The sequence below is a fragment of the Bradyrhizobium sp. SZCCHNR1093 genome (assembly GCF_032381175.1).
Classification (GTDB): domain Bacteria; phylum Pseudomonadota; class Alphaproteobacteria; order Rhizobiales; family Xanthobacteraceae; genus Bradyrhizobium.
The window spans coordinates 446,597-471,996 of sequence record NZ_JAUHJJ010000003.1 but is presented as its reverse complement, the minus strand read 5'-3'; the positions used below and the strand labels follow the sequence as shown (position 1 = coordinate 471,996).

General features: G+C 66.3%; 18 protein-coding genes. 11 read left to right on the top strand and 7 right to left on the bottom strand.

What is annotated here, in order from left to right:
* Positions 1-128: 128 nt before the first annotated feature.
* Positions 129-1,742 carry an ABC transporter substrate-binding protein gene (locus QX070_RS13175; protein WP_315737473.1) on the bottom strand — a complete coding sequence of 538 codons (1,614 nt, stop codon included), beginning with the start codon at positions 1,740-1,742 and terminating at the stop codon, positions 129-131.
* A gap of 261 nt (positions 1,743-2,003) precedes the next feature.
* Between QX070_RS13175 and QX070_RS13170 the strand changes: the two genes are divergently transcribed.
* Positions 2,004-2,147, top strand: a complete 144-nt coding sequence (locus QX070_RS13170) for a hypothetical protein (protein WP_315737472.1) — start codon at positions 2,004-2,006, stop codon at positions 2,145-2,147.
* A 102-nt stretch (positions 2,148-2,249) separates the two neighbouring features.
* Here the strand turns inward: QX070_RS13170 and QX070_RS13165 are convergent, their stop codons facing one another.
* The gene (locus tag QX070_RS13165; RefSeq protein WP_315737471.1) at positions 2,250-3,863 is read right to left on the bottom strand and encodes an ABC transporter substrate-binding protein; all 1,614 of its coding nucleotides are present in this window, start codon (positions 3,861-3,863) and stop codon (positions 2,250-2,252) included.
* 269 nt (positions 3,864-4,132) lie between these two features.
* Here QX070_RS13165 and QX070_RS13160 point away from each other — a divergent pair, with 269 nt between their 5' ends.
* From QX070_RS13160 to QX070_RS13125, 8 genes are all read left to right on the top strand, one after another.
* Entirely contained in the window at positions 4,133-5,263 is a 1,131-nt protein-coding gene (locus tag QX070_RS13160) for a M20/M25/M40 family metallo-hydrolase (protein ID WP_315737470.1), read from the top strand.
* 411 nt (positions 5,264-5,674) lie between these two features.
* Entirely contained in the window at positions 5,675-6,616 is a 942-nt protein-coding gene (locus QX070_RS13155; protein ID WP_315737469.1) for an ABC transporter permease, read from the top strand.
* A 12-nt stretch (positions 6,617-6,628) separates the two neighbouring features.
* Positions 6,629-7,519 (top strand): ABC transporter permease, encoded by an 891-nt coding sequence (locus QX070_RS13150; RefSeq protein ID WP_315714711.1) that lies wholly within the window; start codon positions 6,629-6,631, stop codon positions 7,517-7,519.
* Between the two features lie 132 nt (positions 7,520-7,651).
* Positions 7,652-9,298: an ABC transporter ATP-binding protein gene (locus tag QX070_RS13145; RefSeq protein ID WP_315737468.1), complete on the top strand. Its 1,647-nt coding sequence runs from the start codon at positions 7,652-7,654 to the stop codon at positions 9,296-9,298.
* Between the two features lie 268 nt (positions 9,299-9,566).
* Positions 9,567-11,066 carry a M81 family metallopeptidase gene (locus QX070_RS13140; RefSeq protein ID WP_315737467.1) on the top strand — a complete coding sequence of 500 codons (1,500 nt, stop codon included), beginning with the start codon at positions 9,567-9,569 and terminating at the stop codon, positions 11,064-11,066.
* Between the two features lie 22 nt (positions 11,067-11,088).
* Complete coding sequence (locus tag QX070_RS13135) at positions 11,089-12,252, top strand: M20 aminoacylase family protein (protein WP_315737466.1); 1,164 nt, start codon at positions 11,089-11,091, stop codon at positions 12,250-12,252.
* Between the two features lie 61 nt (positions 12,253-12,313).
* Positions 12,314-13,729, top strand: a complete 1,416-nt coding sequence (locus tag QX070_RS13130) for an amidase (RefSeq protein WP_315737465.1) — start codon at positions 12,314-12,316, stop codon at positions 13,727-13,729.
* A 243-nt stretch (positions 13,730-13,972) separates the two neighbouring features.
* Entirely contained in the window at positions 13,973-14,863 is an 891-nt protein-coding gene (locus tag QX070_RS13125; RefSeq protein ID WP_315737464.1) for a crotonase/enoyl-CoA hydratase family protein, read from the top strand.
* 250 nt (positions 14,864-15,113) lie between these two features.
* Here the strand turns inward: QX070_RS13125 and QX070_RS13120 are convergent, their stop codons facing one another.
* The 4 genes from QX070_RS13120 to QX070_RS13105 all read right to left on the bottom strand — a co-directional run bounded on the left by QX070_RS13120 (position 15,114) and on the right by QX070_RS13105 (position 19,778).
* Positions 15,114-17,153, bottom strand: coding sequence for a methyl-accepting chemotaxis protein (locus QX070_RS13120; RefSeq protein WP_315737463.1), 2,040 nt, complete (start codon positions 17,151-17,153; stop codon positions 15,114-15,116).
* Positions 17,154-17,245: 92 nt separating this feature from the next.
* Positions 17,246-18,223, bottom strand: a complete 978-nt coding sequence (locus QX070_RS13115) for an NADPH:quinone oxidoreductase family protein (protein ID WP_315737462.1) — start codon at positions 18,221-18,223, stop codon at positions 17,246-17,248.
* Positions 18,223-18,831, bottom strand: a complete 609-nt coding sequence (locus QX070_RS13110; protein ID WP_315737461.1) for a 2-hydroxychromene-2-carboxylate isomerase — start codon at positions 18,829-18,831, stop codon at positions 18,223-18,225. The genes QX070_RS13115 and QX070_RS13110 overlap by 1 nt, the downstream gene beginning before the upstream one ends.
* A 242-nt stretch (positions 18,832-19,073) precedes the next feature.
* Entirely contained in the window at positions 19,074-19,778 is a 705-nt protein-coding gene (locus QX070_RS13105; protein WP_315737460.1) for a glutathione binding-like protein, read from the bottom strand.
* Positions 19,779-19,920: 142 nt separating this feature from the next.
* Between QX070_RS13105 and QX070_RS13100 the strand changes: the two genes are divergently transcribed.
* Complete coding sequence (locus QX070_RS13100; RefSeq protein ID WP_315737459.1) at positions 19,921-20,943, top strand: methionine synthase; 1,023 nt, start codon at positions 19,921-19,923, stop codon at positions 20,941-20,943.
* A gap of 440 nt (positions 20,944-21,383) precedes the next feature.
* Complete coding sequence (locus tag QX070_RS13095; RefSeq protein WP_315737458.1) at positions 21,384-24,620, top strand: autotransporter domain-containing protein; 3,237 nt, start codon at positions 21,384-21,386, stop codon at positions 24,618-24,620.
* A gap of 51 nt (positions 24,621-24,671) precedes the next feature.
* On the opposite strand, the gene QX070_RS13090 is transcribed toward QX070_RS13095, so the two are convergent.
* The gene (locus QX070_RS13090; RefSeq protein ID WP_315737457.1) at positions 24,672-25,289 is read right to left on the bottom strand and encodes a hypothetical protein; all 618 of its coding nucleotides are present in this window, start codon (positions 25,287-25,289) and stop codon (positions 24,672-24,674) included.
* Positions 25,290-25,400 lie beyond the last annotated feature (111 nt).

Sequence of the window (25,400 nt, the reverse complement as noted above, 5' to 3'; positions counted from 1 at the left end):
CGGCCCCGTCGGCAGTCGCGTAGCCCGGATGAGCGCGGCGACATCCGGGTCTCCTCCACAGCGCGTTTGAACCCGGATGTCGCTATCGCTCATCCGGGCTGCGGCTACGGGCCGCGGCCGACATCTCGTCACTCGCTCTTGTCGACGTTCCAGAACACCGGCACGGCCTGCCCTTCCAGGACGCCGGTGATCGATTTGCGCCAGGCGCTCGGCATGAACCATTGGCCGAGCGGCACGTAGATCACCTGGTCGTACACCTCCTGCTGAATCTGGGCGGCGATCCGCTTCTGGTCCTCCGGCTTCGTGGCCTTGGCGAAGGCGTCGCGCAGCTCCTCCATCTTGGGATCGTCGGGCCAGCCGAACGGGCTCTTCTGGCCGCGTGCGCCGACGAAGGTGCTGCCGATCGGATTGCCGGAGTCGGCGATCACCGAGTTGGTGAAGAACATGTTCCAGCCGCCCTCCTTGGGCGGCTTCTGGCTGGCACGCCGCGTCACCACGGTCTGCCAGTCCGTCGTCTGCAGATCGACCTTGAAGCCGGCCTCGCGCAACAGCTGCGCGGCGACCACCGGCTGCGCCTTCAGGGTGATCGCATCGCCCGGCGCGAGGATCACGACGGGCGTACCGTCGTAGCCGGCCTCGGCCAGCAGCTTCTTGGCCTGCTCCATGCCGTTGCCCTTCACCAGCGTCTCCGAGCCGATGTCGGATTCGAGCGGCGTGCCGCAGCCGAACACGGCGCCGCAGATCGTGTAGTACTTGGCGTTACCGACGAGCGCGTCGAGCACATCCTTCTGGTTCAGCGCCAGGAACGCCGCACGGCGGATCTTCACATTGTCGAACGGCGGAAACAGGAAGTTCATGCGTCCCAGGGTCTGGTAGCCGAACTTGTTCAGCACGTTCATCGAAAGATCGGGATTAGCGGCGAGCACCGGCTCGAGGTCGAGCGGCGGGAATTCCATGAAGTCGATGTCGCCCGCCTGCAGCGCGTTGACCGCGGTCTGCGCATCGGGCATCGAGACCCACTCGACGCGGTCGACCTTCACCACCTTGCCGCCGGCCGTCCAGCTCGGCAGCTCCTTGCGCGGCACGTAGTCGGCGTTCTTCTCATAGACCGCCTTCACGCCCGGCTGGAATTCCGCCTTGACGAACTTGAACGGTCCGGAGCCGATCTGCTCCGAAATCTGCTGGTTCGCGGGCGTCTCGGCGAGACGCTTCGGCATCATGAACGGCACGTAGGAGGACGGCTTGCCGATCGACTCCAGCACCAGGCCGTAAGGCTCCTTCAGCTTCAAGGTGATGGTCTTGGCATCGGTGGCCTCCAGCGAGGCCGTGGCCTCCATCAGCTTCTGGCCCATGCTGTCGTTGCGGCTCCAGCGCTTCAGCGAAGCGACGCAATCCTCGGCGGTGACCGGCGCGCCGTCGTGCCACTTCAGGCCATCGCGCAAGGTGAAGGTGTAGGTCAGCTTGTCGTCCGAGACCTTCCACTCCGCCATCTGCGGCTGGACCTGAAACTTGGCGTCGGTCCCGAGCAAGGTGTCGTACACCATGTAGCCATGGTCGCGCGTGATGTAGGCCGGCGTGAACACGGGATCGATGACGCGCAGATCCGAATGCATCACCGCCGTGATCATCTTCTTGCCGGCGGCGAGGGCCTGGGTCGTTACGCCCGCCATCGACACGGCCATGACCGAGGCGACGAACCATGAAACGAGCGCGGATGAGGTCCGGCGCGAAGTATGTGACATGCGATCTCTCTTGGCGTGGCTTCCATCCGAGGGCCCTGATACCGATCAAGGCCTGACGAGGCGTCTTGCGTCGCGTCTGCAAACGCGGAGCAAAGAGTCTCGGCAAGGAGACTTGCAGCAGTTCCATCGCAGGTCAATCGCCATGGGCGCATGGGTCACCGCATCGCACGGATGCACATGGCGCGGCTGCGACGATGGCGTCCCGCCATCTGGAACTCGGCTGCACCTGGTCCGTTATGCGCACCAGCAAGGAGCTTGACGATGCCGAATGAAGTCACCGAACCGCGGGATAATGGCCGACGTCCGACCGCACCTATCCGCACCGGCAAGACGCCACCCCAGGATCAGACCAGCCCGCCCTTGATGGTCGACGGTCTGGAAGCGGTCCGCGATCCGCACTGCTGACGCGCGGCTCATGCACAAGGCGAGCGCAAGAACAAGAGAGAGACGCGGCGAAGTCTCCGCTTCACCGCGTCTCTCGTTGCGTCACGAGTTCGGCGCGCGGCCTTACTCGCTCTTGTCGACGTTCCAGAACACCGGCGTGGCCGGGCCGTCGAGCACTCCGGTCAGCGACTTCCGCCAGCCGCTCGGGAGCAAATACTGGCCGAGCGGGATGTAGATCACCTTCTCGTAGTTCTGCTTCTGGATCTCGGTGGCGATCTTCTTCTGCTCCTCCGGCGAGGCGGACCGCGCATAGGCGTCGCGCAGCTTCTCGATCTCGGCATCCTCGGCCCAGCCGAACCAGCCGCCCTTGGTGCCGCGGCCGCCGATCGACACGTTCGCCACGGGATTGGCGACGTCGGCGCCGACCCAGTTGGTGAAGAACATGTTCCAGCCGCCCTCCTTCACGGGCTTCTGGCTGGCGCGCCGTGTCACCACCGTCTGCCAGTCGGTGGCCTGCAGGTCGACCTTGAAGCCGGCCTCGCGCAACAGCTGCGCCGCCACCACGGGCTGCGCCTTCAAGGTGGTGACGTCGCCCGGCGCCATGATCGCGATCGGCGTGCCGTCATAGCCGGACTCGGCAAGTGCCTTCTTGGCTTCCGCCATGCCGTTGCCCTTGATCAGCGTCTCGGCGCCGACATCGGTCTCGAGCGGCGTGCCGCACACGAACACGGCGCCGCAGATCTTCTGATACTTGTCGTTGCCGACGAGCGCGTCGAGCACGTCCTTCTGGTTCAGCGCGAGGAAGGCCGCGCGGCGCACCTTCACGTTGTCGAACGGCGGGTTGAGGAAGTTCATGCGGCCGAGCGTCTGGTAGCCGAACTTGTTCAGCACGTCGATCTTGAGCTCGGAGTTCGACTCCAGCACCGGCAGCATGTCGTAGGGAAGGTTCTCCATGAAGTCGATGTCGCCCGATTGCAGCGCGTTCACCGCGGTCTGTGCGTCCGGCATCGTGACCCACTCGACGCGGTCGACCTTCACCACCTTGCCGCCGGACGTCCAGCTCGCCGGCTCCTTGCGCGGCACGTAGTCGGTGTTCTTCTCGTACACCGCCTTCACGCCCGGCTGGAATTCCGCCTTGACGAATTTGAACGGGCCCGAGCCGATCTGCTCGGAAATCTGCTGGCCCTGCGGCGTCTCGGCGAGACGCTTCGGCATCATGAACGGCACCAGCGAGGACGGCTTGGCGATCGACTCCAGGACGAGTCCATAGGGCTCCTTCAACTTGAGCACGATGGTCTTGGCATCGGGCGCCTCCAGGCTCGCCGTGAAGTCCATCAGCTTCTGGCCCATGCCGTCGTTGCGGCCCCAGCGCTTCAGCGAAGCAACGCAGTCCTCGGCGGTCACCGGCGTGCCGTCATGCCATTTCAGGCCGTCGCGCAGGGTGAAGGTGTAGGTCAGCTTGTCGTCGGAGACCTTCCAGTCCGCCATCTGCGGCTGGACCTTGAAATTCGAATCGGTCGCCAGCAGCGTGTCGTAAACCATGTAGCCATGGTCACGGGTGATGTAGGCCGTCGTGAATCCGGGATCGATGACGCGCAGATCCGAATGCATCACCGCCGTGATCGTCTTCTTGCCGGCTGCGATGGCCTGGGTGCTCAGCGCCGTCGAGAGCGAAAGCACGGAAACGGCGAGGCTCGTCGCGAGCGTCAGACGTTTCCAGCGCGGGCTGTGGAACATTACGAGGTCTCCTGAGTGGATGGTTTGACCTGAAACTGATCAGATCCAGATCATTCGTTGGGCGTGCAGATCAATCCTTGTGCGAACTAACATGCTGTAAGTCGCAAGCTTTCGACAGTTGCAGAGGTCGCCTTTCGCGTCAATCCGCATTCAGCGCATGCGGCCCGTGGCTGACAATGCCGTTAACGTCTGCATAGCTTTCGCTTTACAAAGCGCGCCCGCCTGCGTCTCGTGTCATGAGATCGCGACAATGCCTTGAGAGAGCACCAATGAATCCAGCCCATCTTCCCTTTGATACCGAAATCATGCTGCAGGGCTTGCGCGGCTGGGTCGAGTGCGAAAGTCCGACCTGGGACGCCGCCGCGGTGGAGCGCATGCTGGATCTCGCCGCGCGCGACATGGCGATCCTGGGTGCGACGATCGAGCGCATCGCCGGGCGCCAGGGTTTCGCCGGCTGCGTGCGCGCCCGATTCCCGCACCCGCGGCAGGGTGAGCCCGGCATCCTGATCGCCGGCCACATGGATACCGTTCACCCCGTCGGCACGCTGGCCAAGCTGCCTTGGCGCCGCGAGGGCAACAAATGCTATGGGCCCGGCATCTGCGACATGAAGGGCGGCAACTATCTCACGCTGGAAGCGATCCGCCAGCTGATCAAGGCCTCCATTGCGACGCCGCTGCCGATCACCATCCTGTTCACGCCGGACGAGGAGGTCGGCACGCCTTCGACCCGCGACATCATCGAAGCCGAGGCGCAGCGCAACAAATACGTGCTGGTGCCCGAGCCGGGCCGTCAGGATAATGGCGTGGTGACCGGCCGCTACGCCATCGCCCGCTTCAATCTCGAGGCGATCGGGCGCCCGAGCCATGCCGGCGCGCGGCTCGGCGCGGGTCGTTCCGCCATCCGGGAAATGGCGCGACAGATCCTCGCCATCGACGGCATGACAACGGAGGACTGCACCTTCTCCGTCGGCATCGTTCATGGCGGCCAGTGGATCAACTGCGTCGCCACCACCGCCACCGGCGAAGCGCTCAGCATGGCGAAGCGGCAGGCCGACCTCGATCGCGGCGTGGAGCGCATGCTGTCCCTGTCCGGCACCGCCGACGACGTGACCTTCAAGGTGACGCGCGGCGTGACGCGGCCGGTGTGGGAGCCGGATTCCGGAACCATGGCGCTGTACGAGAAGGCGCGCGGCATCGCCGAGCAGCTCGGCATGGCGTTGCCGCACGGCTCGGCAGGCGGCGGCTCGGACGGCAACTTCACCGGCGCGCTCGGCATTCCGACCCTCGATGGCCTCGGGGTGCGCGGCACCGACATGCACACCCTGAACGAGCACATCGAGATCGACAGCCTCGCCGAGCGTGGCCGCCTGATGGCGGGGCTGCTCGCGACCCTGGCGTAGGATTGCCTCCGGGCAAGATCTCGTAGCCCGCATGAGCGCAGCGTCATGCGGGGTCATCGCCGCAACGCGCGAGACTCCGGGGTCGCTTCGCTCTCCCGGCTACGCACCGCCTGCTGCGCAGCAGCACGGTTTCATTTTCCGGGACCAGCACGGTGAGTAGACAACGGCTCCACGGCGCGCGCATGATGGCATGCGGCTTGCAAAGTTTCCGCGCGAAGGTTCGCCGCAAAGTGCTGCGACTTTGTTCGCAAATGCGACGGTTCGCGCGGATCACGAACACCGTGTCGTCCCGTGTGCACGAGCAGATGAGCGAACACCGGAGACCTTGAAAGCGATGGATATCGGTGACATGCACACTCTCTCACGACGTTGCGCGCGTCGCCCCAGCACCATGAAGGCGGTTCTCTCGAGATGATCGGTTATCTGCTTCGCCGCATCCTCGCATCCATCCCCGTGATGGGCGTGGTGGCGCTGTTCGTCTTTCTCCTGCTGCGGCTGACGCCGGGCGATCCCGCCGCGATTCTCGCCGGCGACAACGCGACCCCTGAGCAGCTCGAGCGCATCCGCACCACGCTCGGACTGAACGAGCCGCTCTACATCCAGTTCTTCACCTGGATCAATCAGCTGCTGCATGGCGATCTCGGCGTATCGCTGATCTCGAAGGTGCCGGTGCTGCAGATGATCGGCCAGCGCATCGAGCCGTCGATCTCGGTCGCGATCTCGACCATCATCCTGTCGATCCTCGTCGCCGTCCCGCTCGGCGTCATCGCGGCCTGGAAGCACGGCACCTGGATCGACCGTTTCGTGATGGCGCTTTCGGTGATCGGCTTCTCGGTGCCGGTATTCGTCATCGGCTACATCTTGATCCAGTTGTTCGCGATCAACCTGCGCTGGGTCCCTGTCCAGGGCTTCAAGAGTCTCAGCGCCGGCTTCGGCCCGTTCTTCGAGCGCATCATCCTGCCGACCTGCGCTTTGTCCTTCATCTACGTCGCGCTGATCGCGCGCATGACGCGCGCCGCGATGCTCGACGTGCTCGGCGAGGACTTCGTGCGCACCGCGCGCGCCAAGGGCGTCAGCGAGATCGCGGTGCTGTTGCGCCACGCATTGCGAAATGCGGCCGTGCCCGTCATCACCGTGATCGGCTCCGGCTTCGCGCTGTTGATCTCCGGCGTCGTGGTCACCGAGAGCGTGTTCAACCTGCCCGGCATCGGCCGCCTCACCGTCGACGCCGTGCTGGCGCGCGACTATCCGGTCATCCAGGGCATGATCCTTCTCACCTCGTTCATCTATCTCGCGGTCAATCTCCTGATCGACCTCGCCTACACCCTGCTCGATCCACGCATCCGCTACTGAGGCCCTCATCCGATGGCGATCGTTACCACCCCTGAGCCGTCGATCCCGGTCACCACGCGACTGGGTCCCCGGTTCGGCTTTCTCACCTCGACCCCGATCATCGCCGTGGCGACCGTCTGCCTGTCGCTCATCGTGCTGATCTCGATCCTGGCACCGCTGCTGGCGCCGCACGATCCCGTGCTGCTCGCTCCGGCGCAGCGGCTCAAGCCGTCGAGCGCGCAACACCTCCTCGGCACCGACGCCTATGGCCGCGACCTGTTGTCGCGCACGATCTATGGCGGCCGCATCTCGCTTCTGGTCGGCGTCGGCGCCGCGATCATCTCGATCGCGATCGGGCTCGTGATCGGCCTCGTCTCCGGCTTCTTCCGCTGGGTGGACGCCATCCTGATGCGCGTGATGGACGGCCTGATGGCGATCCCGAGCATCCTGCTCGCCATCGCCGTCGTCTCGCTGTCGGGCGCCAGCGTCGGCACCGTGATGATCGCGATCACCATCGTCGAGATCCCGCGCGTCGCGCGCCTGGTTCGCTCGGTCGTGCTGACGGCACGCGAGGAGCCCTATGTCGAAGCTGCGATTTCATTGGGCACGTCGATGCCCAAGATCATGTGGCGGCATCTGATGCCGAACACGATCGCGCCGCTGATCGTCCAGGGCACCTACATCTGCGCCGCCGCCATTCTCACCGAGGCGATCCTGTCGTTTCTCGGCGCCGGCATCAGCCCGGAGACGCCGACCTGGGGCAACATCATGGCCGAGGGCCGCTCCTACTTCCAGATCAAGCCATCGCTGATCTTCTGGCCCGGCCTGTTGCTGTCGATCGCCATCCTCTCGATCAACCTGATCGGCGACGCCGCGCGCGACGCGCTCGATCCGCGCATGAAGCAGCGCGAGGCCGGCAAGTGACGGCTATGCCTGGGGCGAACCGAAAAACGACGACGTCATTCCGGGGCGCGTCGGAGACGCGAACCCGGAATCTCGAGGTTCCGGGTCTGGTCCTTCGGACCATCGCGGAACGACGACACAGAGAGCTTTGAAATGACCGACACCATCCTCGACATCGACAATCTCGTCGTCACCGTCGGCAAGACGAAGAACCCGAACGGCCCGCGCATCATCGACGGCGTCTCGATCAAGGTCGAAAAGGGCGAGACGCTCTGCGTCGTCGGCGAAAGCGGCTCCGGCAAATCGGTGACGTCGCTGACCACCATGGGCCTGTTGCCGAAGAACGCGCTGCATGCCGTCGGCGGCAGCGTCAAGCTGGTCGGCGAAGAGCTGCTCACCGCGAGCGATCGCCGGCTGCGCGAGCTGCGCGCCACCCGGATGGCGATGATCTTCCAGGAGCCGATGACCGCGCTCAATCCGGTCGTGCCGGTGGGCCGCCAGATCGACGAGGTGCTGCGCGCGCATACGTCCCTCGATGCGCGCACGCGGCGCAAGCGCATCCTCGACATGATGGAGCAGGTCCACCTGCCCGACGTCGAGCGCATTTTCGGCTCCTATCCCCATCGCCTGTCCGGCGGCCAGCGCCAGCGCATCATGATCGCGATGGCGCTGGTGCTCGAGCCGAAACTCCTGATCGCCGACGAGCCGACCACCGCACTCGACGTCACCACGCAGAAGCAGATCCTCTCGCTGATCCGCGAGTTGCAGCGCGATCACGGCACCGCCGTGCTGTTCATCACCCACGACATGGGCGTGGTCGCCGAGATCGCCGATCGCGTCTCGGTGATGCGCCAGGGACGCTTGGTCGAGACCGGCGCGCTCGACAAGATCCTGCGGGCGCCCGAGATGGACTACACGCGCAACCTGCTCGCTTCCGTGCCCAGCCTGATCCCGCGTCCGCCGCGGCCGGACAGCACCGAGCCGGTGGTGCTGGAGACCAACGAGCTCGGCAAGGTCTATCGCGAGCGTTCGTTCCTCGGCAAAGCGCGCGAAGTCGTCGCCGCGCAGAACGTCACGCTCACCCTGCGCAAGGGCCGCACGCTCGGCATCGTCGGCGAAAGCGGCTCCGGCAAGTCGACGGTGGCCCGCTGCATCGTCCGGCTGATCGATCCGACCTCCGGCGGCGTCCGCCTCGCCGGCCATGAGATCTCGATCCTGACCCGCCGGCTGCTGCAGCCGCATCGCAAGCGGATCCAGATCGTGTTCCAGGATCCCTACCGCTCGCTCAACCCGCGGCTGACCGTCGGTGAAAGCATCGCCGAGGGACCGGTCAACTACGGCACCTCGCATGACAAGGCGATGGCGCGGGCGCGCGAGCTGCTCGAGCTGGTCGGCCTGCCCGCGGACGCGATCTCACGCTACCCGCACCAGTTCTCCGGCGGCCAGCGCCAGCGCATCGCTATCGCCCGCGCGCTCGCGCTCGATCCCGACGTGCTTGTCGCGGATGAAGCGGTGTCTGCGCTCGACGTCTCGGTACAGGCGCAGGTGCTGGAGCTGCTCGACGAGATCCAGCGCCGGCTCGGCATCGCCATCCTGTTTATCACGCATGACCTGCGCGTTGCCGCGCAGATCTGCGACGACGTCGTCGTGATGCAGAAGGGGCGCATCGTCGAACAGGGTCCGGCCGGCGAGATCCTGACGCATCCGAAGGAAGCCTACACGCGCGCGCTGCTCGAAGCGGCGCCGGGACGGAACTGGGACTTCGCCAACTTCCGGCCGGTGTCGGAAGCAGTGGCGTAGCAACGCCACCCACCGCCGTCGCGGCAAGCGGTGAAGCAATCCAGACTGGATATCTAGACGGATCCTGGCTTGCTTCGCAGCGAAGCAATCCAGGCGGCCCGGGGACTCTGAACTGCGTCGCTGAGCCGGCAAGGACCCACGACGAGACGCCACCGCGCCAACGCGCCGTCATCGTGGCCCGCATGCAAAACGGCATCGCTCGATCGCTTGCGTGGGCCGCGATACGCGGTCTAACGTCATCGCACCACCAACAGCCTGAGGCGGAGTGATGACGCGCGTCGCGATCGGCGGCTTTCTGCACGAGACCAATACATTCGCACGGACGAAAGCGGACTACGACGCGTTCATGCATGGCGGCGGCCGCGCCTCGATCGCCGATGCGGCCTCCGTGCTCACGACGATGCGCGGCATCAATGCCGGCCAGGCCGGCTTCATGGCGGTCGCGGAATCCTACGGCTGGGACGTCGTGCCCACCATCGCCTGCGCGGCGAGTCCCTCGGCGCATGTCACCAGGGACGCGTTCGAGCGCATCACGACCGTGATGGTCGAGCGCATCAAGGCCGCCGGCCCGCTCGACGGCGTCTATCTCGATCTGCACGGCGCGATGGTGGCCGAGCATCTTGACGACGGCGAAGGCGAGATCCTGGCGCGCGTGCGCAAGGTCATCGGCCCGAACGTGCCGCTGGTCGCGAGCCTCGATCTGCATGCCAACGTCACGCCCGAGATGATGGCACATGCCGATGCGCTGATCGCCTACCGGAAATATCCGCACACCGACATGGCCGACACCGGCCGCGCCAGCGCCGAGCATCTCTCCCTGCTGCTGCGCGCAAAGGCGCCGCTGGCGAAAGCCTTCCGGCAATTGCCGTTCCTGATCCCGATCAGTTGGCAATGCACCAACGACCAGCCGACCAAGGGCATCTACGAGAAGCTTGCGGCGCTGCAGAGCGAGGCCGTGCCGACGCTGTCGTTCGCGCCCGGCTTTCCCGCCGCCGATTTCGCGCATTGCGGCCCGAGCGTGTTCGCCTATGGCCGGACGCAGGCCGACGCGGACGCCGCGGCGGATGCGATCGCGGCGATCGTCGCGGGCCACGAGGATGATTTCGACGGCCGCATCTACGCACCCGATGACGGCGTGCGCCATGCGATGACGCTGGCGAAGACGGCGACACGCCCGATCGTGATCGCCGACACCCAGGACAATCCCGGCGCGGGCGGTGATTCCGATACGACCGGCATGCTGCGCGCGCTGGTGCGCAACCGCGCCAGCCGCGCCGCGATCGGCATGATCTACGATCCGCAAGCGGCGCTCGCCGCGCACGCGGCCGGCGAAGGGGCCACCGTGACGCTGTCGCTCGGCGGCAAGAGCGGCATTCCCGGCGATGCGCCGTTCGAGGAGAGCTTCATCGTCGAGAAGCTGTCCGATGGACGTTTCGTCGCGCCGGGTCCGTTTTACGGAGGCCGCAAGATGGAAATGGGACCGTCAGCGTGCTTGCGCATTGGCGATGTCCGCGTCGTCGTGGCTTCGCACAAGTCCCAGCTCGCCGACCAGGAAATGTACCGCTTCGTCGGCATCGAGCCGACCGCGCAGGCGATTCTCGTCAACAAGAGCTCAGTGCATTTCCGCGCCGATTTCGAACCGATCGCGGAACATCTCCTGATCTGCGCCGCGCCCGGCGCGATGCCCGCCGATCCCTCCACTTTGCCCTGGACCAGCCTGCGTCCGGGCGTCCGCCTCAAGCCGAACGGTCCGGCGTTCAAAGCTTAAACCTCTCCAGGAAAAAGCACCCATGCCCACCATCGATCGCATCCAAGGTTACGCCGACGAACTCACCGCCATCCGCCGCGACCTGCACGCCCATCCCGAGATCGGCTTCGAGGAGACGCGGACCTCCGGCATCGTCGCCGAGAAGCTCGCGCAATGGGGCATCGAGGTGCATCGCGGCCTCGGCGGCACCGGCGTGATCGGCGTGCTCAAGGGCAAAGGCGATAGCGGCAAGAGGATCGGCTTGCGCGCCGACATGGATGCGCTGCCGATGGAGGAGAACACCAACCTGCCGTGGCGCTCGACGATCCCCGGTCGCTTCCATGGCTGCGGCCATGACGGCCACACCACGATGCTGCTCGGCACCGCGCGCTATCTCGCCGAGACCCGCAATTTCGACGGCACCGTGCACTTCATCTTCCAGCCGGCAGAGGAAGGCCTCGGCGGCGCGCGGGCGATGATCACGGACGGCCTGTTCCAGAAGTTCCCGTGCGACGAACTGTACGGCCTGCACAACGCGCCCGACCTGGAGCATGGCGAGATCGCGATCCTGCCCGGCCCGGCCATGGCCGGCGCCGATTTCTTCGACATCCGCATCTCCGGTTACGGCGCCCATGGCGCGATGCCCGAGCGCTCCAAGGACGCGGTGGTGATCGCGACCAGCGTGGCGCAGGCGATCCAGACCATCGTCAGCCGCAATGTCGAGCCGCTGCAGGCGGCCGTTGTCTCGATCACGCAGATCCATGCCGGCTCGGCCTACAACGTCATTCCCGGCGATGCCTGGCTGTGCGGCACCGTGCGCGCGTTCTCGGACCCCGTGCGCGCGCTGGTGCGCGAGCGCATGCGCGCGATCTGCGCCGGCATGGCGGCGGCGTTCAATTGCGAGATCGATGTCGACATCCGCGACACGTTCAGCGTGCTGGTGAACCAGGAGGAGCAGTCCAAGGTCGTCGAGCAGGTCGCGCGCACCGTGGTCGAGCCGTCCAAGGTGCTGACCCGCTCGACGCCGAAGATGGGCAGCGAGGATTTCGCCGACATGCTGCAGACGATTCCGGGCGCCTATTTCTGGGTCGGCCATGACGGCTCGGTGCCGGTGCACAATCCCGGCTACGTGCTCGACGACAAGATCCTGCCGATCGGCGCCAGCATGTTCGCCCGCATCATCGAGACTCGTCTGCCGGCAGCTTAGCGCTGATCTACGTCAATGAGCGGGCGCGAATTGAGATGAACTTCGGCAACGGAGCACCAGCATGCACAAGCCCGCCTCTGACGACATCACGTCGCTGCACGATCTCTCCGCCGTCGACCTGATCGCCGGCTATCGCGCGCGCCAGTTCTCGCCGTCCGAGGTGATGGACGACGTGCTGGCGCATGTCGCAGTGTGGGAGCCGCATATCAAGGCGCTGTATCTGCTCGATGTCGACGGGGCGCGGGCGGCAGCGAAGGCCTCGACCGAGCGTTGGGCCAAGGACGAGCCGGCAGGCGTCCTCGACGGCGTGCCGGCGACGGTGAAGGACAACATCGCCACCAAGGGCCAGCCGATGCCGCTCGGCGCAGCCAGCGTCACGCGCGCGCCGCTGGCGGCCGACGCACCGCCGGTGGCGCGGCTGCGCGAGGCCGGCGCGATCATCTTCGCCAAGACCACGATGCCCGATTACGGCATGCTGTCGTCGGGCTTGTCGAGCTTCCATCCGCTGACGCGCAATCCGTGGGACCTGCGGATGAACCCCGGCGGCTCCAGCGCCGGCGCGGGTGCCGCGGCCGCAGCCGGCTATGGCCCGCTGCATGTCGGCACCGATATCGGCGGCTCGATCCGGCTGCCCGCGTCGTGGTGCGGCCTCGTCGGCCTCAAGCCGAGCTTCGGCCGCGTGCCGATCGACCCGCCCTATGTCGGCCGCGTCGCCGGTCCGATGACGCGCATCGTCGACGATGCTGCGCTGATGATGAGCGTGCTGTCGAAGCCGGACAGGCGCGACGGCACCAGCCTGCCGCCCTCGGACCTGCACTGGAAGGTCGCGGAGAAGCCGGTGCGCAAGCTGCGCATCGGCCTGATGCTCGATCTCGGCGACGTCGGCCAGGCGCTCGAGGAGCCGGTGCGTACGACGACGCTGGCGGCAGCCGAAGCGTTCGAGGGCGCCGGCGCCGTGATCAGCGAGGTCAAGGGCTTCCTGACGCGCGAGATGCTCGATGGTCTCGACAATTTCTGGCGTGCGCGGCTGTGGGACGATCTGGCGCGGCTGGCGCCCGAGGTGCGTGCGAAGACCCTGCCCTACATCCTGCAATGGGCCGAGCGCGGCGCCGCACTATCGGGCGTCGAGGTCATCAGGGGCTTCAACGTCACGATGACCTTGCGCGCCGCCGCAGCAAGACTGTTCTGCGACTACGACTACGTCATCTCACCGGTCTCGCCCGGCGTGAAATTCCCCGCCGAGCTCGCCTCGCCGGTCAACGACCCCGAGAGGCCGTTCGAGCACATCACCTACACCGTGCCGTGGAACATGTCGGAGAACCCGGCGATCTCAGTCAATGCCGGCTATGACGCCGACGGCTTCCCGATCGGCCTGCAGATCATCGGCCGCCGCTTCGACGATGTCGGCGTGCTCGGGATGGCGAAGACGTTCGAAGGATTGCGCAGCGAGCAGCGGCCATGGCCGGTGGCGCCCTGACGGATTCGTAGGGTGGGCAAAGGCGCGTACACGGCGCTATCCACGCTCACCGCTGCTGACGGGCGCCGTGCCCACCGCCGGACCATCGGTGAAAATGGTGGGCACGTCGCCGCGCGCGATGCGCGCCGCGCCTTTGCCCACCCTACGGAATACCATACGCACTTGCCGCATGGCCTGATGCTTGCGCATCGGTCCGGAATGACGTTTCTAACAACGAGAACAATAACACATCAGGAAACACCCATGGCGTATCAGACCATTCTCTACGACGTCGCCGACAAGATCCTCACCATCACGCTGAACCGGCCGGAGAAGCTCAACGCCTTCACCGGCACCATGATGGAAGAGCTGATCGACGCCTTCGACCGCGCCGACAAGGATGACGGCGTCAGGGCGATCATCGTCACCGGAGCGGGCCGCGCCTTCTGCGCCGGAGCCGACCTCTCCTCCGGCGCCGACACGTTCGATCGCGATGCCAAGCGCGGGCCGGTGAAGCGCCACGCCGATGGCCGCGTCGACTATTCTGATCCGCAGGTGCGCGACGGCGGCGGCCAGGTGACGTTGCGCATCTTCAAGTCGCTGAAGCCGGTCATCGCCGCGGTGAACGGCCCGGCCGTCGGCATCGGTGTCACCATGCAGCTCGCGATGGACATCCGCATCGCCTCGGAGGGCGCGCGGTTCGGCTTCGTGTTCTCCCAGCGCGGCATCGTGCCGGAGGCGGCGTCGAGCTGGTTCCTGCCGCGCATCGTCGGCATCTCGCAGGCGCTGGAATGGTGCTACACCGGCCGCGTGTTTCCGGCGCAGGAAGCGCTCGCCGGCCGTCTCGTCAGCAAGGTGGTGCCGCCGGAGGAACTATTGCCCACCGCGCGCGCCCTGGCGCGCGAGATCGCAGACAAGACCGCGCCGGTGTCGATCGCGCTGATCCGTCAGATGATGTGGCGCATGATGGGCGCCGACGATCCGATGGAGGCGCACAAGGTCGACAGCCGCGGCATCTACGCGCGCGGCCGCTCCGACGACGTCAAGGAAGGCGTGGTGTCGTTCCTGGAGAAGCGCCCGGCGCAGTTCAAGAACACCGTCACCGCCGACATGCCGGACTATTTCCCGTGGTGGGACGAGCGGGAGTATAAATAGAACGCTGTCATCCCGGACAAGCGCGCGGCACGCGCGCGCCGATCCGGGATCAACAGCCACCGGATGCCGTTTGGCGAGGAACGACGTCCAGGGTGCCGCACGATGGATCACGCGGTATGGGTCCCGGCGCTGAGGCCGGGACGACAGCGAGTGGCGCCCGCGTCACTCCTTCATCAGCGCCACGATCATCGGCGCCACGCGCTCGGCCGCTTTCGCTCGATGAGCAGCCAATCCCATCGCGTGCGATCGCTCACGCCGCGTTGATGCCGCGAATGAAGGCATCGACATGGCGGCGCATGCTCTCGGACTGGCGCAGCAGCTCCGCCGACGCCCCGAGCACCTGGCTGGCGGTGACGCCGGACTCGTTTGCGGCGGCCGTGACCTGCTGGATGTTCTGCGAAATCTCGTCGGTCCCCTTGGCCGCGTGCTGGACGTTGCGCGCCATCTCGCGCGTGGCCGCGCCCTGCTCCTCGACGGCATTCGCGATCGACGACGCGATCTCGTTCAGCTCGCCGATGGTCGTGGTGATGCCGCGGATGGCCCGCACGGCCTCGCTCGACACCTCCTGCATTCCGGAGATCTGCGCGCGGATCTCGCCCGTCGCCTTGGCGGTCTGCTCCGCGAGCAGCTTCACCTCGCCGGCGACGACGGCAAAGCCGCGGCCGGCTTCGCCCGCCCGCGCGGCCTCGATGGTCGCATTGAGCGCGAGAAGGTTGGTCTGGCCGGCAATGTCGCTGATCAACCGCACGATGTCGCCGATCCGTTCGGCCATGCTGGAAAGGCCCTGCACGGTCTCGTTGGTCCGCTGCCCTTCCGCGGCCGCCTTCTGCGCCATGTCGGCCGACTGCGTCACCTGACCGCCGATGCCCGCGACTGAGCTCGACAGTTGGTCCGTCGCCGCGGCCATCGTCTGCATGTTGCTCGATGCGGCCTCGGTCGCCTGCGCGACGCTGCTCGCTTCACTGCAGGTCCGGCTCGCCGTCCGGTTCATCACGGCAGCCGTCGATTCGAGCTGTGCCGAGGCTGAGATCACGCTATCGATCACGGCCGCGATATCGCCGCTGAAACGGTCGGTCAGCTCGCCGACGCGCTTGGCTTTTTCGGCGCGCTGGCTCATCGCTTCCGCATCCCTGGCGGCGAGCTCGGCGCCATGAATCATGTTCTCCTTGAAGACCTGCACTGCCCTCGCCATCAGGCCGACCTCGTCGCGCCGATCGACCGCATCGATCGCGGTGCTCACATCGCCCTTCGCCAGCCGCGTCATCGTATCGGCCAGCGCGTTGATCGGCCCGGTGATGCTGCGCGCCAGCGCGACGACGATCGCGAGGCTCAGCGCCAAGGCGAGCAGCAGCAGCACGCCGACGGCGGCGAGGCTGGCCGTGGCCGCGGCCTGCTTGCCGGCCATCAGCTCCGACAGCTCGGCGGCCAGAGCGTCTTCGACCTGCTTCAGGAGATCGATCCGCAGCGTGGCCGCATCGAACCAGGCTTTGCTCGCGAGCCCTTTGAAATCACCGCTGACGCCGCCCTGCTCCACCACCTTGCGCATGGCAACGACGCCGTCGATCGCCGGTCCGGTCATCGCCGCATCGAACGCCGCACGCCCTCTCGCCGAGGCGGCGGCGCGAAATGCCGCGAAATAACTGTCCTGCGCTGCAGCCAGCCCTATTGCACGCGCATAGGCGGCCTGCTCGAAGCGACCGGCGGCAAGTCCTCCCGCCACGACCGCGCGCTCCAGGCCGGCGCGCTCCTTGCCTTCCGTCAGGTTGCCATAGGCGATGATCGCCTTGGAGATGTCGTCATCATCGCTCAGCGTCGACATGCTGCTGATCAGACTGGTCAGCCGGGCGACAATCTCGGTGAGAGCGCTGACGGCCGCCGCCGGCGTTATGGCTTGCGCGTCGATGTCGCCGCGATGGCGATCGAGCTGCGCCAACGCCTGCTCGCTCGCCTGCGCCGCCTCGGCCAGCGCGCCGCTCCGGCGCAGCCCGTCCAGCGCGGCGACTGCATGCGCGCGCTCGCCATCGGTCAGCCTGCGCTGCTGATCCAGCTCGGCGCGCATCTGCGTGCCCTTGCTGCTGAGAAACGCCGACGACATGCCGCGCTCACGCTGCAGCTCATGAACGAAACGGCTGAGCTTGCCGACGGCTTCCGCCACCGGCTGCATGCGCGTCATCTCGACGCGCACCGCCCATTTCGTGGAGATCTCGTAGGCCGCCAACGCAGCCAATGTGAGGATGGGCAGCAATGCAGACAGGGCAATGCGGTGAAGTATCTTCGACGTCTTCAACATGATCGGCCTCAACCTGTCCGATCATTCTATGAATCCAGTGGTAAAAAAATACATAGACCCGTCCGCCACATTTTTGGGCAGGCGCCTGCAAACTAATCCATCACCAGCGCGACGCGTCCGGTCGCCCTGCGCTCGATCAAAAGCCGCATCGCCGATGCGTAGTTGTCGAAGGGCACGCGGTGCGACACGTTCGGCCGCAGTCTGCCCTGCTCGGCGAAGGCCAGCAGCGCCGCCATGCGTCGCTCTCCGAGTTCAGGGTCCCTGCGCACGGCCTCGCCGGCGCGCACGCCGAGCACGCTGGCGCCCTTCATCAGGATCAAATTGGTGCGTGCGAGCCCGATGCCGCCGGTGAAGCCGATCACCAGCAGCCGCGCGCCCCAGGCGATGCAGCGGACGCTGTGCTCGAACACCTCGCCGCCCACCGGGTCGAACACGACGTCGACGCCCCGCCCATCCGTGATGCGCTTGACGGCGTCGCGGAACGGCTCGCGCGCATACAGCACGAGATGATCGGCGCCACGCGCGCGTGCCACCGCGAGTTTCTCCTCCGAGGACGCTGCTGCAATGACCGTCGCGCCCAAGAGCTTGCCGATCTCGACGGCGGCGAGGCCGACGCCGCCACCGGCGCCGTGCACCAGCAGAGTCTCGCCGGGCTTGAGCTGGCCGCGATCGACCAGCGCGTGATGGGCGGTGCCATGGCCGACGAGATAGGTCGCGCCTTCCGCGTAGTCGAAGGTCGACGGCAGCGGCGTGAGCTGGCTCCCTGCCACCAACGCCTCCTCGGCGTAAGCGCCGAAGCGCATCCGAACGATGACCTTGTCGCCGACGGCATGGCCGGTCACGGCCGCGCCGGTGGCGATGACGTCGCCGGCCGCCTCCACGCCGGGCGTGAACGGCAGCTCCGGCTTGAGCTGATACTCACCCGCCGCCATGAGGATGTCCGGGAAATTGATGCCGGCCGCGCGGATCCTCACCCGCACCTCGCCGTCAGCCAACACACGAGACGGCAGGCTTTCCAGCCTCAGCTTCTCCGGCGGGCCGAGCTCGCGGCAGACGATCGCCCGCGGCATCAGCTGGCGCGCCCCTTCGCCCTCGCCAGCGCCTCGCGGATCAGCGGCAGCCGATCGTTGCCGAAATACATGTCGGTTACATTGACGAAGATCGTCGGCGAGCCGAAGCCGCCGCGCTTGACGACCTCCTCGGTGTTGATACGCAGCTGGTCCTTGACGCCCTGCTGGGCGATCCCATCGAAGAACGCCTTCGGGTCGATGCCGACACGCCGGCACACCTCCGTCAGCACGGCATCCTGCGAGATGTCCTGGTCCTCCCCCCAGTAGATCTCGAACACGGTCCGCGCGAACGGCACCATGTCCTGCCCAAGCCAGATGCAGCCGCGCATCGCCTTGACGCTGTTCACCGGAAACACCGTCGGCGGCATCTTGATCTTGAGCCCGGCCGAGCGCGCCCAGTCGCCGAGGTCCTTCAGCATGTAGGCCGCCTTGGCCGGCACCGGCTTCTCGCGTTGCGCATAGACGCTGGGATTGACGGTGTTGAAGATGCCGCCGACGAGAATGGGCCGCCAGACGATGTCGACGCCGAACTCGCGCGCGAGCGGCTGGATATTGTGGAAGGCGAGATAGGTCCAGGGGCTGGAGCAGTCGAAGAAGAATTCGATCATGTGTGTTTCCTCAAGGTCTTGATGCGTTCGTCATCGAGAGCGCCACGGAGTCATTGAGACCATTAGTGTCGCCCCTGGATTGCTTCGCTGCGCTCGCAATGACGGCGGAGGCAGTTGGCGCACATCACTCTCTCCGTCATTGCGAGAAGCGTAGCGACGAAGCAATCCAGGGGCTGCAACATACGGTCTGGATGGCTTATCCCCGCTTATCCCCATGCTCCTCGCGATGCCGCGGAGCTCGCTCACGATCTCCCCATCATCTCCTTCGCGCGCGCGCCGAACATCACATGACGCGACTGCTCGTTGAACGGCTCCTTGACGAACTTGCCGATCGCAAGCCCGGCCTGCAGCTGCGGCCGCGCGCGCAACGTCGCGTACCAGCGCTTGGTGTGGGGGTAGTCGTCGAGCGTGAAGCCCTGGGCCTTGTGCGTCATCATCCAGGGAAAGCAGGCGACGTCGGCGATCGTGTAGTCGTCGCCGGCGACATAGGCGCCGGTCTTACCGAGCTGCACCTCGAGCACGTGGAACAACCGTGCGACCTCGTCGCGGTAGCGCTGGATCGCATAGGGAATCTTCTCGGCGGCATACAGAGCGAAATGGCCGTGCTGCCCCATCATTGGCCCGAGCCCCGCCATCTGCCACATCACCCATTGGATCACGCGCGAGCGCGCCCGCGTCTCCTGCGGCAGGAAACGGCCGGTCTTGTCGGCGAGATAGATCAGGATGGCACCGGTCTCGAACACCGGGAACGGCGCGCCGCCATCGGCCGGCGCATGATCGACGATCGCCGGAATCCGGTTGTTCGGGCTGATCGCCAGGAACTCCGGCTTGAACTGGTCGCCGGCGCGGATGTCGACGGGAATGACGGTATAGGGCAGCCCAAGTTCCTCGAGCATGATCGAGATCTTCCAGCCGTTCGGCGTCGGCGCGTAATGGAGATCGATCATGCTTTCCCCGATTCCTTCCCCGGACCATTATGCCGCGCCGCGGAACACGCGAGGCGGCTTCGTTCTTCTGTACCTGAAGGGTAAGCCATGGCAGACAGGCGCTCAAGCCTGACCGCCCCATACGCCGACGGAGAGTTCGACCATGCTGTTTCCATCGACCATCGCAGGCTCGCTGCCGAAGCCGGAATGGCTGGCCGAGCCGAACGTGCTGTGGGCCCCGTGGAAGTCGAAGGGCGATGAGCTTGCGCGCGCCAAGCGCGACGCGACCATTCTCGCGCTGAAGCTGCAGGAGGATTCCGGCATCGACATCCTCACCGAGGGCGAGCAGTCGCGCCAGCATTTCGTGCACGGCTTCCTCGAGCGGGTCGAGGGCATCGACTTCGCGCACAAGGTCGAGATGGGCATCCGCAAGGATCGCTACAAGGCGATGGTGCCGCAGGTCGTGGCGCCGTTGTCGCTGAAGGGCCGCGTCCATGGTGACGAGGCGCGGATCGCGCGCACGCACACCACGCGCGCCGTGAAGTTCACCCTGCCGGGGCCGATGACGATCATCGACACCATCGCCGACAACTACTATGGCGACCGCGTCAAGATGGCGTTCGCCTTCGCGGAGCTGCTGAACCAGGAGGCCAAGGCGCTGCACGACGACGGCATCGACATGATCCAGTTCGACGAGCCCGCCTTCAACGTCTACATGGACGAGGTGCGCGATTGGGGCATCAAGGCGCTGGAGCGCGCCGCCGAGGGGCTGACCTGCCCGACGGCCGTGCACATCTGCTACGGCTACGGCATCAAGGCCAACACCGACTGGAAGGAGACGCTCGGCGGCGAGTGGCGGCAGTATGAGGAGACGTTCCCGGTCATCGACGCCAGCACCATCCAGCAGGTCGCGGTCGAATGCCGCAATTCGAAGGTGCCGATCGAGCTGCTCGGCCTGCTCAAGAACAAGATCGTGCAGGCCGGCGTCATCGACGTCGCCAGCGACGCGATCGAGACCGCCGAGGATGTCTGCAAGACCATCGAGGACGTCATGAAGGTGGTGCCGAAGGAGAACATCATCGCCACGACCAATTGCGGCATGGCGCCGATGCGGCGCGAGATCGCCGAGGCCAAGCTGATGGCGCTCGGCACCGGCGCAAAGCTGGCACGGCAGCGGTTCGCTTGAGCGGCCACGATTGACGGCGCACGCCGACCGATGCTGGCGCCCATCGCCACTCACGCGGTGCCTCCGGAGCATCACAGGTCACCGTCTGTCTCCCGGTCGGCTCCTCTCGCACGCTGACGAGCGCTCGCGCGAGCGCACCGGCCGGTAAGACTCCGGATGAATCAGCAGCAGCGTTGCGCCCGCTGCGCGCAGCGCTCATGTGCACCTTACTGTTAGTTTGGGGCTGCTCTCGGCCGACGGGACGACATCTCGTCGTGATCAACTTCGGCAACCGTGGTAGCGAAATACCCAGCAACATCGTTGGCAGAGCACTGTGTCTTTCGCGTTCTTGACAATGTGTGTACGAGAATTTCATCTCGTTACTACCTGTTAACGCGGTGAGCTTCCGCCGCCTGCATCAGTTTCAAATCTGACGTTTGCCTTCATTGCTGGGGATGGGGATGACTTGCATTGCGAGAACGATTACTGCTGCGCCGAAATCAAAGTCTCGGCGATGGCTGGCCCTATCGATCCTGTGCGCAAGCACTTTCCTGAGCACCCAGGCCCTGGCGATCGACGTCGCCAACCAGACCGACTGGAATGCGGCGGTGGCAGCGGTCGCCGCCGCTGGCGCCAACTCGACCGTCACCATCAACATCACCAGCGGCTTCACGCTGTCGAGCTCGCTTGCGCAACTGCAGGCCGCCAACAGCAACGTCACGGTGAACATCACCGGTAACGGCCAGACCATCAACGGCGCCTCCTCGTTTCAAGGCATCGTCGTCAGCGGTGCCAACGCGCCGACCGTCAACATCTCCAGCCTGTCGATCGCCAACATGGCAGCGATCGGCGGCAATGGTCAGAACGGACAGAACGGCTATTACAGCGGCGGCTTGGCCTATGGCTCCGGCGGCGGCGGCGGCGGTGGTCTTGGTGCCGGCGGCGGCCTGCTGGTCGGCAGCGGCGCCAACGTCACGATCGCCGCGGTGACCTTCACCAGCAACAGCGCCACCGGCGGCAGTGGCGGCAACGGCGGCAGCGCACAGAACGCGGCAGCCGACCCGGTGAACGGCGGCAATGGCGGCACGGGCGGTGCCGCGAACAACGGCGGCGCCAGCGGCGGCGGCGGTGCGGGCGGCACCGGCGGACATACCGGCACGCAAGGCACGACCGGCACCGCGGGCGCCGCGCTCGGTGACGGCGGTGGTGGTGGCGGCGGCTCCGGCACCACCAACAGCAACACCTACACCAACAACAATGGCGGCGGCACCGGCAACGCCAATGGCGGCAACGGCGGCACCGGCGGCGACGGCGCTACGAATGCCAGCGGCTCGGGCGGGCCTGGGCCCGGCTCCGACGGCGGCGCCGGCGGCAATGGCGGCGCAGCCAATGGTGGTGCCATCTATGTCGCCACCGGCGGCACGCTGACGATTCTCGACTCGCCGATTTCCGGCAACACCGTCACCGGTGGCACCGCCGGCACCCCCGGCATCGGGATCGGGCCAAGCGCGATCAACGGATTTTCAGCGGCGGCCGGCGCAGCGCAGGGCGCCGGCATCTTCCTGAGCGGCGTGATGGCCAATATCAGCGTGTCCGGCGGGACCGTGACCTATGGCGACTCGATCGGCGGCACCGGCCTGACGACCGGAGGCGTCAACACGGCACTCAACAAGACCGGTGCAGGGACGCTGGTGCTGTCGGCGACCAATACGTTCACCGGCAACGTCAACATCAGCGCCGGCACGCTCTCGGTCGGCGCCACCGCCAATCTCGGCAACGTCGCCAACGACGTGATCATTTCCAACGGCGGCACATTGGCGGTCACCGGCACGACGACGTTCGCCAACGGCCGCGACTTCAAGATTGCCGGGCTGTCGACGCTCGACATTGCCAGCGCGACCACGACCACGTTGCAAGGCATCGTCGGCGACGGCGCCTCCGCCGGCACCCTGGTGAAGGCGGGCGGCGGCATCCTGCTGCTCTCGGGCACCAACACCTACACCGGCGCGACCAATGTCGACGCCGGTACGCTGCGCGCGGGCTCGGCCGGCGCGTTCGGCGCCAGCACGGTGTTCAGCGTGCTGTCCGGCGCCACGCTGGATCTCAACGGCTTCAACAAGACGTTCGGCACGCTGAGCGGAGATGGCACCGTCACCGGCGCCAACGCGACGATCTCGGGCACGTTCTCGCCCGGCAATGGCACCCCGGCCTCCTCCATGGCGATCACCGGCAACCTCGCGTTCCAGTCGGGTGCGCAATATCTGGTGCAGGTGAATCCGAGCACGGCGTCGTTCGCGGCCGTGACGGGCACTGCGACGCTCGGTGGCGCCGCCGTCACCGCGACCTTCGCGAACGGCAGCTACATCTCCAAACAATACACCATTCTGACCGCGACCGGCGGCATCAGCGGCACGTTCGGCGGCATTACCAACACCAACCTCCCAGCCGGGTTCACCTCGACGCTGAGCTATGATGGCAACGATGTTTTCCTCAACCTCTCGATGGGCACGCCGGCGGGGAACATCAATCAGCAGAACGTCAGCAACGCGCTCACCAACTACTTCAACACGAATGGCAGCATCCCCGTAGTCTTCACCGGTTTGACACCAACGGGACTGACGCAGATCTCCGGCGAGACCTCGACCGGCTCGCAGCAGACGACGTTCAACGCGATGACGCAGTTCATGGGCGTCATGACCGACCCGTTCGTTGCCGGTCGCGGCGACTCGGGATCTGCGCCCGGCGGAGCAATCGGCTATGCGGAGGAGACGCTCGCTTATGCCAGCAAGCGCAATCCGAACGACGCCCTGGCCGCGATCTACACCAAGGCGCCGGCCGCGCCCGTGGCCAGACCGGGCTGGAGCGTATGGGCGGCCGGCTTTGGCGGCTCGCAGACCACCGACGGCAACACCGCGCTGGGCTCGAACAACACGACCAGCAACCTCTACGGCACGGCCGTCGGCGCCGACTATCGCTTCTCGCCGTTCACCATCGCCGGTTTCTCGATGGCCGGCGGCGGCACCACGTTCAGCGTCGCCAATGGCGGCAGCGGCCGGTCCGACCTGTTCCAGGCCGGCGCCTTCGTCAGGCACAATATCGGCGCAGGCTATATCTCGGGGGCACTGGCGTATGGCTGGCAGAACATCACCACCAACCGCACTGTGACCGTGGCCGGCGTCGACCAGCTGCGCGCCAATTTCGACGCCAACACCTTTGCCGGCCGGCTGGAAGGCGGCTATCGCTTCGTGTCGCCCTGGATGGGGTTCGGGATCACGCCTTACGCCGCGGCGCAGTTCACGACGTTCAGCCTGCCGGGCTATGCGGAGAATGCGGTCGCCGGCGCCAATACCTTCGCGCTCCGCTTCGGATCACAGAACGTCACCGATACGCGGTCGGAGCTGGGCCTGCGCACCGACAAATCCTATGCGGTGTCCGACGGCGTATTCACGCTGCGCAGCCGCTTCGCTTGGGCCTATGACTTCAACCCCAGCCGGTCGGCCGGGGCCACGTTCCAGGCCCTTCCGGGCGCATCCTTCGTCGTCAACGGCGCGCGGCAGGCGCAGAATTCGGCGCTGACGACGGTCTCTGCCGAGATGAAGTGGCGGAACGGCTGGTCGGCCGGCGCGAGCTTCGAGGGTGAGTTCTCGGATGTGACCCGCAGCTACGCCGGCAAGGGCATCGTGCGCTACACGTGGTGACGCGCGGAGCTCCGCGCGGCACATCCGTGCGGCGGCCCGATCACCCGACGGTCAGGTCATCGCGCTCGGATGCAGCACCGGCGCGTAGCCCGCCTTGATCGCGCGCAGCGTCGAGGGCGGGGTCAGCAGCAACGCGTCGGTGATCTCTGCGCGTGGCGCGTCATAGCCCGCCGCCGACCAGGGCAGCGCCCAGCCTTTTCGGATCAGAAAGCTCTCCTCGCCCGCCTGCACCATGGCGCCGTCGGGCAAGGCGGCGAGCGGCATCGGCAGCGGATGCAGGCGCTTGCGACCGCGATCGAGACGCTCGCGATGGAGCACCCGATCGATCTCGGAGACGCGCAGAGATCTGACGCCGTTGCCCTCCTCCCACGCCGCGCGAAACCTCTTGGCGTCGTCGCGCCGGCAATAGAAGCAGGGCCGGTGACCGGCGGCGAAGGCGGTGGCCTCGTCGAGAAAGAACAGCTCGGTCCAGCTCCGCCCCGCCATCACTTCGCGCCGGCGGCCGCGGAAGTCGCACAGGCAGACCAGCCAGGCGGGGCTCGACCAGCGCTTCCGCAGCAGCGTCTTCGTCGCGGGATCATGGATGATGCCGCGATTGCCGGTGAACAGGCCGCGATGCGGCGTGGCGACGATGTCGCCTGTAGGCGTCACGCGGTTCTGCAGAGGCATCCGTCTCCTCCGCCTTCGGCTCCGGAGCAGGCGAATAGCGAGTAGCGAATAGCGAATAGCGAACGCCTCGCCCACCCGAATTCCCTATTCGCTACTCCCTATTCGCCATTC

Bases quoted from the DNA above. Each gene is read 5' to 3' on its own strand.
- QX070_RS13175 (WP_315737473.1), bottom strand. From the start codon at position 1,742: ATGTCACATACTTCGCGCCGGACCTCATCCGCGCTCGTTTCATGGTTC.
- QX070_RS13170 (WP_315737472.1), top strand. From the start codon at position 2,004: ATGCCGAATGAAGTCACCGAACCGCGGGATAATGGCCGACGTCCGACC.
- QX070_RS13165 (WP_315737471.1), bottom strand. From the start codon at position 3,863: ATGTTCCACAGCCCGCGCTGGAAACGTCTGACGCTCGCGACGAGCCTC.
- QX070_RS13160 (WP_315737470.1), top strand. From the start codon at position 4,133: ATGAATCCAGCCCATCTTCCCTTTGATACCGAAATCATGCTGCAGGGC.
- QX070_RS13155 (WP_315737469.1), top strand. From the start codon at position 5,675: ATGATCGGTTATCTGCTTCGCCGCATCCTCGCATCCATCCCCGTGATG.
- QX070_RS13150 (WP_315714711.1), top strand. From the start codon at position 6,629: ATGGCGATCGTTACCACCCCTGAGCCGTCGATCCCGGTCACCACGCGA.
- QX070_RS13145 (WP_315737468.1), top strand. From the start codon at position 7,652: ATGACCGACACCATCCTCGACATCGACAATCTCGTCGTCACCGTCGGC.
- QX070_RS13140 (WP_315737467.1), top strand. From the start codon at position 9,567: ATGACGCGCGTCGCGATCGGCGGCTTTCTGCACGAGACCAATACATTC.
- QX070_RS13135 (WP_315737466.1), top strand. From the start codon at position 11,089: ATGCCCACCATCGATCGCATCCAAGGTTACGCCGACGAACTCACCGCC.
- QX070_RS13130 (WP_315737465.1), top strand. From the start codon at position 12,314: ATGCACAAGCCCGCCTCTGACGACATCACGTCGCTGCACGATCTCTCC.
- QX070_RS13125 (WP_315737464.1), top strand. From the start codon at position 13,973: ATGGCGTATCAGACCATTCTCTACGACGTCGCCGACAAGATCCTCACC.
- QX070_RS13120 (WP_315737463.1), bottom strand. From the start codon at position 17,153: ATGTTGAAGACGTCGAAGATACTTCACCGCATTGCCCTGTCTGCATTG.
- QX070_RS13115 (WP_315737462.1), bottom strand. From the start codon at position 18,223: ATGCCGCGGGCGATCGTCTGCCGCGAGCTCGGCCCGCCGGAGAAGCTG.
- QX070_RS13110 (WP_315737461.1), bottom strand. From the start codon at position 18,831: ATGATCGAATTCTTCTTCGACTGCTCCAGCCCCTGGACCTATCTCGCC.
- QX070_RS13105 (WP_315737460.1), bottom strand. From the start codon at position 19,778: ATGATCGATCTCCATTACGCGCCGACGCCGAACGGCTGGAAGATCTCG.
- QX070_RS13100 (WP_315737459.1), top strand. From the start codon at position 19,921: ATGCTGTTTCCATCGACCATCGCAGGCTCGCTGCCGAAGCCGGAATGG.
- QX070_RS13095 (WP_315737458.1), top strand. From the start codon at position 21,384: ATGACTTGCATTGCGAGAACGATTACTGCTGCGCCGAAATCAAAGTCT.
- QX070_RS13090 (WP_315737457.1), bottom strand. From the start codon at position 25,289: ATGCCTCTGCAGAACCGCGTGACGCCTACAGGCGACATCGTCGCCACG.